At 70.1% G+C, this 234-nt stretch carries 1 protein-coding gene; it reads right to left on the bottom strand.

Going from position 1 to position 234, the window contains the following annotated elements; all coding sequences use genetic code 11:
- The coding region (locus tag ACX4ZE_RS23490) for a hypothetical protein (RefSeq protein WP_480275649.1) at positions 1-234 on the bottom strand (234 nt) is incomplete at both ends.

A 234-nucleotide genomic window follows, 5' to 3' on the forward strand; every position in this document is an offset into this window, starting at 1 on the left:
CCCAACGACCACCCGTCCCCGGCGATATGGTGGATCACCAACAACAACACGTACTCGCCGCGAGTATGGTCGCCCTCGCCCGGGCCGGTGCAGCGCAACACACTCGCCCGCACCGGAATCTGCGCCGACAGGTCGAACGCATACCGCGCCGCGGCAGCCACCGCCGCCTCCATGTCCGCCAGGTCTTCCGCCTCGGCGACCGTCACCGGCACCTCGAATTGCCCGGCCGCGAGC

It is taken from the genome of Nocardia sp. TBRC8007 (genome assembly GCF_056629435.1).